At 48.0% G+C, this 8262-nt stretch carries 9 protein-coding genes and 1 other RNA gene; 8 read left to right on the forward strand and 2 right to left on the reverse strand.

The window, feature by feature from the left end; all coding sequences use genetic code 11:
* The first annotated feature begins 13 nt into the window (after window positions 1-13).
* A complete protein-coding gene (locus tag GKZ89_RS19600; protein ID WP_155114099.1) occupies window positions 14-2011 on the forward strand; it encodes a beta-galactosidase in 1998 nt (665 codons plus the stop codon).
* A gap of 243 nt (window positions 2012-2254) precedes the next feature.
* On the forward strand, window positions 2255-2527 hold the full coding sequence (locus GKZ89_RS19605; RefSeq protein ID WP_155114100.1) for a GlsB/YeaQ/YmgE family stress response membrane protein: 273 nt from the start codon (window positions 2255-2257) through the stop codon (window positions 2525-2527).
* A 128-nt stretch (window positions 2528-2655) separates the two neighbouring features.
* On the opposite strand, the gene GKZ89_RS19610 is transcribed toward GKZ89_RS19605, so the two are convergent.
* Complete coding sequence (locus GKZ89_RS19610) at window positions 2656-2979, reverse strand: YflT domain-containing protein (protein WP_155114101.1); 324 nt, start codon at window positions 2977-2979, stop codon at window positions 2656-2658.
* 138 nt (window positions 2980-3117) lie between these two features.
* Here GKZ89_RS19610 and GKZ89_RS19615 point away from each other — a divergent pair, with 138 nt between their 5' ends.
* Both GKZ89_RS19615 and GKZ89_RS19620 read left to right on the forward strand, forming a co-directional pair.
* The gene (locus GKZ89_RS19615; RefSeq protein WP_155114102.1) at window positions 3118-3933 is read left to right on the forward strand and encodes a glycosyltransferase family 2 protein; all 816 of its coding nucleotides are present in this window, start codon (window positions 3118-3120) and stop codon (window positions 3931-3933) included.
* Between the two features lie 17 nt (window positions 3934-3950).
* Complete coding sequence (locus tag GKZ89_RS19620; protein WP_155114103.1) at window positions 3951-4622, forward strand: uracil-DNA glycosylase; 672 nt, start codon at window positions 3951-3953, stop codon at window positions 4620-4622.
* A 40-nt stretch (window positions 4623-4662) separates the two neighbouring features.
* Here GKZ89_RS19620 and GKZ89_RS19625 read toward each other — a convergent pair whose 3' ends face one another.
* Window positions 4663-5010, reverse strand: coding sequence for a YflT domain-containing protein (locus tag GKZ89_RS19625; protein ID WP_155114104.1), 348 nt, complete (start codon window positions 5008-5010; stop codon window positions 4663-4665).
* Between the two features lie 153 nt (window positions 5011-5163).
* On the opposite strand from GKZ89_RS19625, the gene ssrS reads away from it, so the two are divergent.
* The 4 genes from ssrS to GKZ89_RS19645 all read left to right on the forward strand — a co-directional run bounded on the left by ssrS (window position 5164) and on the right by GKZ89_RS19645 (window position 8074).
* Window positions 5164-5359: non-coding RNA, 6S RNA (gene ssrS, locus GKZ89_RS19630), on the forward strand.
* 645 nt (window positions 5360-6004) lie between these two features.
* Complete coding sequence (locus GKZ89_RS19635) at window positions 6005-6304, forward strand: YwdI family protein (protein ID WP_155114105.1); 300 nt, start codon at window positions 6005-6007, stop codon at window positions 6302-6304.
* A gap of 21 nt (window positions 6305-6325) precedes the next feature.
* A complete protein-coding gene (locus tag GKZ89_RS19640; RefSeq protein ID WP_155114106.1) occupies window positions 6326-7621 on the forward strand; it encodes a purine/pyrimidine permease in 1296 nt (431 codons plus the stop codon).
* A gap of 81 nt (window positions 7622-7702) precedes the next feature.
* Complete coding sequence (locus tag GKZ89_RS19645) at window positions 7703-8074, forward strand: DUF423 domain-containing protein (protein ID WP_155114107.1); 372 nt, start codon at window positions 7703-7705, stop codon at window positions 8072-8074.
* Window positions 8075-8262: the final 188 nt, after the last annotated feature.

The raw sequence follows: 8262 nt of genomic DNA on the forward strand, positions 1-8262 counted from the left end.
GGAGTGCTGAAGCATGTATATCGGAGTTGATTATTACCCTGAGCAATGGCCTGAATCGAGATGGCCTGAAGATGTCAGACTGATGAAAGAGCTTGGAGTCAATGTCGTGCGTCTAGCTGAATTCGGCTGGCAGCTGATGGAGCCTCAGGAAGGGAAATATGACTTTTCCCTGTACGACCGGGCGATCAAGCTGCTGACAGAGAACGGGATCAAGATTGTACTCGGAACACCGACTGCAACCCCGCCGGCCTGGCTGATTCAAAAACATCCGGAGATTCTGCCGACAGATGAAAACGGCGTTCAGATCTCCTTTGGTGCAAGACGCCACTATACGGTAAACAGCAAGGTTTTCAGGGAGTACACTAAGAAAATCGTCACAGAGATGGCGAGCCATTACGGGCAGCATCCGGATATCATCGGCTGGCAGACGGACAATGAGTACGGCCATGAAAAATCAGACAGAAGCTATGGGGAAGAAGACCGGGAAGCTTTCCAGGTATGGCTTCAAAAGAAATACGGCTCTCTTGAGCAGCTGAATAAAGAGTGGGGCACGGTATTTTGGAGCCAGACGTACACGGACTGGGCTCAAATTCCGGTACCTCGGAAAGTCTACCAGGAGCATAACCCAAGCATGCTGCTTGATTTTGACCGCTTTTGTGCAGATGCCTACACAAGCTACAACAGACTGCAGACGGACTGTCTGAGGGCAAATATCCGCAGCGGCCAGTTCCTGACGCATAATTTCGTCTACACCGATCAAGCGATAAACCAATGGGATATGTCCGAGGATCTCGATTACGTAGCGTATGACAATTATCCGGTCTGGGGCGGGCTTGCAGAGCCGGTTTCTCCTTCGGCCATCGCGCATCAGCATGATTTGTGCCGGGGCACGAAAAATGGGAAAGGATACTGGGTCATGGAAGAGCTATCCGGTGCTCAAGGCTGGAGCAAGATCGGCTACCTCCCGCGTCCCGGCCATATTAAACTGTGGACGTACCAGGCCATTTCAAGGGGAGCGGAAGCGATCGTCTACTTCAGATGGCGCGCCGCTCAATTCGGAACAGAAGAGTTTTGCCATGGGATTCTCGATCACGACGGAATTCCGAAGCGCAAATACAATGAAGTGAAGGAAGTCATCAGCTCTCTAAAAGTACATGGTGACGACTGGATCGCTTCCAAGTTTGAAGCGCAGGCCGGTGTCTACTATGACCCTGAAAACGCATGGGCATGGAACATCCAGCCGCAGAGCAGTGCTTTCTCCCACCGTGCAGAGCTTCTGAGGCATTACGCACCAGCCCATAAGCTGAATGTGGCAACGGATGCAGTAAACAGCCGCAGTGATCTCAGTGCGTATAAAGCAGTGATTGTCCCGATTTATTTTCTGGAAAGCCCTGAATTCACTGAAAAACTTAAAGCCTATGCACAAAATGGCGGCACCGTCGTCTTCAGCTACCGCTCCGGCGTAAAGAAACCGAACAACTTTGTAACAGGTGCCACCCTGCCGGGAGAGCTAACCGAGATGACCGGGATCCGCATCAACGAATACGAATCCCTGCAGACCGGCCAAAGCAACTCAACAGCAGGTACAGCCGGAAGCCTGAAGGGTCTTGAATCGTCAGCCGAAGTCTGGTGCGACCTGATTGAGCCGGTAACTGCAGAAGTGCTCGCTGAGTACCGAAACTGCTTCTATGAAGGGACAGCAGCGGTCACGAAGAACCAGTACGGAAAAGGAACCGTCTACTATATCGGAACTGCACTGGAAGAAGAGTTGCTGACCGCCCTTTATAAAGAAATTTTCGCAGAAGCAGGCATCGAAACCGTTGAAACGGAAGAAGGCGTCGAAGCGGTTCGGCGCGGTCTGTTCCTGAGCATCATGAATCACACGGTCGGCCGCAGTGCATCAGTGACCCTTCCTGAGGGCGAGTGGATGGATTGTGCTTCCGGTCAAACCGTACAGAAAACCCTGCAGCTCGATGCACTTGGAGCAGTATTGCTGAAAAAAAGTAAATAATTTGGTATCAGGAACCCCTGGATGCATCGCATTCCAGGGGTTTTTTTCTGTTAGCCGGTTAAGGTAAATGCAGTTCACCCAATAAAAACCAGTAAACTAAGCACAAAGAATAGAAAATTGGGAGGATAAGGATTAAGGGGCAGGACTTTCGTACTTTTGTTTCAGAAACCAGAGAATAGGAGTTTAAAAGAAGTATTTATAAGGAATGTAAAGAGTATTAAAACCTAAAGGAGTGTCGAAAAAATGAACTTTTTAATTTCAATTTTAGTAGCATTAGTAATTGGCTGGGTTGGCGATATGCTTGTTAAAGGGTCAATGCCAGGAGGAATTATAGGATCCATCATTGCAGGTTTTGCAGGTGCATGGCTCGGACACGGACTGTTCGGAACATGGGGACCTAAAATTCAAGAATTTGCAATTATCCCGGCAATTATCGGAGCTGCAATCGTAGTATTCATCGTACAGCTTGTTATGAAAAAAATGGGCGGTTCAAAGAACAGAGCTGCACACCGCTAAGGGGCAGCTGAATAGCCTGCATAAAGAAATGAGAGACTAACCCGGAAAGGGTTAGTCTTTTTTGTGTTCAGGACATTATTAAAGGATCAGTGTTAACGATTGATCTACGTCCATCTTTAGCAGATGTGTTAGGTGTTCTGCCTTGCCAGAATCACAATCCGCCCATTTGCCAGCTCTTCTTCATATTTGAGCGCTTCATTCTGGCTCATACCGAGTCCGGCCATCTTGGAGGTCAGCTCCTCAGTCCGTGAACGGAAGGCGTTGGCGAGAGTGTTGAACAGGCCGGTATCAATGGTATCCATTTTAGCGGCATCCGTTTTTTCTGTTAAATGCTCCGATCTTTCTTTATCCTGGGCGAACAGAAAAATTGAGTTCTTGCTGATTCCCTGGTTTTCAAGCTCTTCTATTTTCTCCTGGGCCTGAACGCCGTTCTCTACAACAAATGCTTTCATTTTACTCACTCCCAAAATCAATTTAATAGATACCTTTACCCGTTAGCCGCCGCTTTAAAAACCAGCCTGCTCAAAGGTGCGGTTGAACAGGATTTGTGATTTAATAAAACTAAGAAACCGTAAGTGAGGGATCACAGAATGAAAATCTCTGTCGTCATTACAACGTACAACCGGCTATGGGCGCTTGCAGAGCTGATCGAGTGCCTCGTAAGGCAGACGTTAAAGCCGCATGAGGTCATCATTGTGAATGATGCAGGAGAACGGGTGGACAGACTGCAGGAAATGTATGCGGACCTGCCGATCCAAATCCACCACCTGACTGAAAACAGTGGCCATGTGGCGGCGCGCAATCTAGGAGTTAGCAAGGCAACAGGCGAAGCGATCATGCTTTGCGACGATGATGACCTGCTGATGCCATCCCATCTTGAGAGGATGGCAAGAGCGCTGGACCGTGCCGATCTCGTTTATTCAGATGCAGAAATCGTCCATTTTAAATGGCAGCGGTTTATCCGCTTTCCTCAGGAGAGAAGACTGTTTGCCTACCAGTTTGATCCTCAGAATATGAAGAGATTTTCCACTTACGTTCCGTCCGGCAGCCTTTACAAAAGAGACCTGCATGATAAAATCGGTGATTTTGATGCAGAAGTCCATAATTACTGGGATTGGGATTTTATCCTCCGGGTAATGAAAAATCATACAGTGAAAAGAGTTCCTGTAGCGGGTGTCATCTACTCCTTCGGCCAGGATAACCAGTCGGCAGAGCTGAACAGTGTCAGACAGGGATTCCTGAACATTCTGGCTGACAAACACCAGCTGGGGGAGCTTGAGACGAAGAATTTTTATACGCTTCTGGAAGAACCGGAAATCAAAAGCCTCGAATCCTCCAGCAAAATCATCTGGGATGGAATGCCGATTGTTTCCAGGCTCGCACAGGAAAACTCACTGACTAAGTAAATACAGGAGTGAGAGCTTTGAAGCAGCTGATCAACAACGACTGGTGGGACGAACTGGAGCACGAATTTAATGAAGACTACTACACAAAACTTCGGGAGAAGCTGAAAGAAGAGTACGAAAATGGGACCGTTTACCCCGGTCCCTATGAGCTCTTCAATGCAATGCAGCTTACCCCCTTCAGTAAAGTGAGGGCCGTTATCCTTGGGCAGGATCCATATCATGGTCCGGGCCAGGCTAATGGTTTGAGTTTTTCTGTAAAAGAGGGAGTCCGGAAGCCTCCTTCTTTGAAAAACATTTTCAAAGAGTTAGCAGAGGATATTGAATGCCCAGAGCCTGACCACGGCTCCCTGGTAAAGTGGGCAGAAGAGGGAGTACTGCTACTGAACACCGTCCTGTCTGTCCGCAAAGGGGAAGCCAATTCCCATAAAGGATTGGGCTGGGAACGGTTCACAGACCAGGTGATCCGGAGTCTGAATGATAAAGAAGAACCGGTCGTATTTATTTTGTGGGGCAAGCATGCTCAGGCAAAAAAAGAACTCATTGATGTGGACAAGCACATCATCATCGAATCGCCTCACCCCAGTCCATTTTCCGCAAACCGCGGTTTTTTCGGAAGCCGGCCTTTCTCCAAAACGAATCAGTACTTGAGAGAAAAAGGCCTGAAAGAGATTGACTGGTGCATAAAATAGAAAAAAGCCGGCTGATCAGCCGGCTTTTTTGAATCTTATTTTATACGAGTGATTTCGCACGCTCATGATCTGTTACAATCAGAAGAATTTTCCCCTGATCCAATTTTTCTTCATAAGCATCTGCTTCTGCTTCAGAGAATCCAACCTCCTGAAGCTTCGCGCGAAGTTCGTCCCCTTTTTTGCTGAACATGTTGCCCACAGCTTCTCCAAGACCCATTTCAGCCAAACCGATCGTGTTCGCATCCGCATTGTTCGCTACACGGTTCGTACGGTCATCATCATGAGAAAGCACATAAAGGTCTTTTGGATTCACACCTTGTCCTTTAAGCTCCATTACATCATTTTTCAACGTTTCGTCATTTGTATATTCCTTAACGATTGGTTTCATTCTTCTTCGCCTCCTGGTTTCATTGTCCACTATTCATTTAGCACGATTACGGCAATTCAAAACCTCTCAATCCTTTTTTAGTTCTTTCGTCCTGTTTGTTTGCTGGAAAAGCGAACCCCTTGTAATCCATCAGAAGATGCTGTACTATATGGGAACTGGCTGCTTTGTTCGTAATGATAATAAAGTTTTAACCTTTAAGCTGTAATAGGGAGTTTTACATCGAGCGAGGATGATAAGCCTTCGTCTACAAGACAAGGAGGACATCATCTACCGTCTCTGCGAACACCCACTTGGAGAAGTGGTGGTTTAAAACTTTCTTATAATGAGTTACGGCAACAGCGGCTGTATATTTTTCAATCAGAACCGGCTCCTCCTGGGAGCTGGTTTTTTTAATGGACAGCGGGCTTTTTAAGACTGATCCACATCTGCTTGGATGGGCTGGACCGGTATCATGTAATTTGGCTGCCAATCGTATGACTGGCGGGAAATAAGCCAGTATTCACTCCGGTCAGAAAATCGCGGATGTATTGAGTTTTTGACTGATCCGATATATATGGAAAATTCGACCGATATATGAAAAGATTGACCGATATATGAAATTGACGCCGATATAACAAAAAATGACCGATATATGGAATTTAGGGCTGATCTATCAACATCTTGGCCGTTGGAATGAGCGCTCAATAAATCAAAATTTTAACTGATAGATGAAATTTACCACTGATTGATTAAAATTTATGCCGTTTACGATCGATCTATCACAATTCCGGCTAAAATTGGAAATTACAGGATCTATTAAGAATGTACCTGTCGAAATTACGGGCTGTATATCAAAACTTTGGTCAAGATAGGAAAAAGCACGCCAATCTGCCGGTTTTCGGGTAATGGCGGCTTCTGCATATTCCACCGGGCGCCGGAACGCGGATGGTATTCGTCAAAAATTCCAGTTTCATGATAAAATAAACGAATTGAGAAGTAATAAAGGAGACTTGCTATGGATATATCCATTCGTCAGCTGCTGAGCAAAATGGAAGCAGAGCTTGAGCAGGCGCGCAGAACGGAATCGGACCATGTGATACGTGAAAAGCTGCTCGTCATCAAAACTCTTTGCGACCTCGTTCTCGACCAGGAGCCAAACCGTGAACCCGCTCCGTTAAAGAAAGCAGCACAAAACGGAATTGATCAATATGAACTTCAGAAAATGATGGGCGCGTCTAAACCCGTTCCGTCCAAACCGGCAGAAGACCGGTTGAAAGAGGATGGAGCAAACGGTGACTCTCTCTTCGATTTTTAAGTGTCAATTGGAGGATGAAATATGAAATTAGTGCTTTCTGCACTGCAATGGGTGTTCTTCATCATTGCATCAACGATCGTAGTTCCGATTGCCATCGGCCAGCTTTTCAGCTTGGACGGGAACCAGACTGCCGTTTTAATTCAAAGCACCCTCTTTGTATTAGGACTGGCGGGTCTACTGCAGGTTACACTAGGACACAAGATGCCGATCAATGAGGGTCCGGCCGGTCTTTGGTGGGGGGTCTACTCGATTTATGCAGGCCTGAGCAGCACCCTGTTCGCAGGCTTCATCGATACGCTTCAAAACCTCCAGGGTGCCCTGATGATGAGCGGTGTCTTTTTCCTGCTTTTTGCTGCCTTCGGATTGGTCGAACGTCTCGCAAAGCTTTTCACCCCGCTGGTCACCGGAATCTATTTGCTTCTGCTTGTTTTTCAGCTAAGCGGTCCGATTGTAAAAGGAATAATGGGGATCGGCTACAGAGGGGCAAAAGTGGATGCCGCTGTATTTGCTGCAGCGGCCGTAATTCTGCTCCTCACCTTTGGGCTGAGCCAAATGAAGCATAAGTTTCTTAAGCAATACTCCATCCTGATCGGACTTCTGGCTGGATGGATTTTGTTTGCTGCACTCGGGCTCGCCAAACCTGTCGCACAGGCAACCCGGATTTTTTCCCTGCCAGAGCTGTTCCCGTTCGGACTTCCGGTTTTGAATGCTGGAATGCTGGTGACCGCCTTCTTTATCACTCTCCTGCTTACAGCAAACATGCTCGCAAGCATAAAAGTGGCAGAACAGGCCGTCCAGGCGCTGTACGGCAAGGAAAAAGAAGATCGGCACCGCGGGAAACGGGCGGGCTTTTTTGCCGGAATCAGCCACATCATAAGTGGAGCAGCCGGCGCAGTCGGCCCTGTCCCGATCTCTGGAGCGGCCGGTTTTATAACGACGACCGGCAATGGGGCGAGACTGCCCTTTATCATCGCCAACCTGATGATCATGGCGATGAGCATGCTGCCGGCCGTTCTGAATCTTTTTGCCGCACTTCCTGCACCAGTTGGCTTTGCCGTCCAGTTTGTCGTGTTCTCCGGCATGATTGGCATGGCTCTGCGGCAGCTGAATGAAACAGCGGACAAAGAGCGGATGCTTTATGCGATGGGGATTGCCCTCCTCGCTGGGACAGGAGCGATGTATGTTCCGCCGGAAGCCTTTAAAGGATTCCCACCGGTCCTGATCTCCATATTTAATAACGGGCTGATTCTCGGAACCATCACCGCTATCGCCGCCGATCAGCTGACACTGAAATTCGGCAAACACAAACACTCATAACTCCGTCACAAAAGCTTCCCCAGTTCCATCCTTGCTTAAGGTAAGATGGAAAAAGACACCTATACAGAGGAGCTGGTAATCATGAAGGTATTCATTATCATCGCAGCAGTCAACGCCTTTCTTTCAGTAGCCCTGGGAGCATTCGGCGCCCACGGACTCGAAGGGAAAATTCCTGAAAAGTACATCGCCATCTGGGAAAAAGCCGTAACTTATCAAATGTTCCACGCCGGCGGTTTATTCGTTGTTGCCTTCCTCTCAGACAAGATCTCGCAGGCTGGACTCGTTACCTGGGCCGGCTGGATTATGCTCGCCGGGATCCTCCTGTTTTCCGGAAGCCTGTACATCCTCGCCGTCACCCAAATCAGCGTGCTTGGCGCCATTACTCCGCTAGGAGGACTTTGCTTCCTGGCATCATGGGTCATGATTATCGTGGCAGCTGTTAAATATTTGTGAAGGAAAAACAGAGCCGGCTGCGGCTCTGTTTTTTTATGGTGGGTGGGAGTTGGTTTGGGTGGGTGGGGATGGCTGGGGAAACTTAGCTGAGTTGCCGGTGCTGTGGCGGGTCTGACCCACTAGCGATGCACGGTTTCAAAATACTGTAAAAAGTGGAAGGTGTACCTTTACAGAACACAAAAAAACTC

The sequence above is a fragment of the Metabacillus mangrovi genome (assembly GCF_009711125.1).
In the GTDB taxonomy this organism is placed as follows: domain Bacteria; phylum Bacillota; class Bacilli; order Bacillales; family Bacillaceae; genus Metabacillus_B; species Metabacillus_B mangrovi.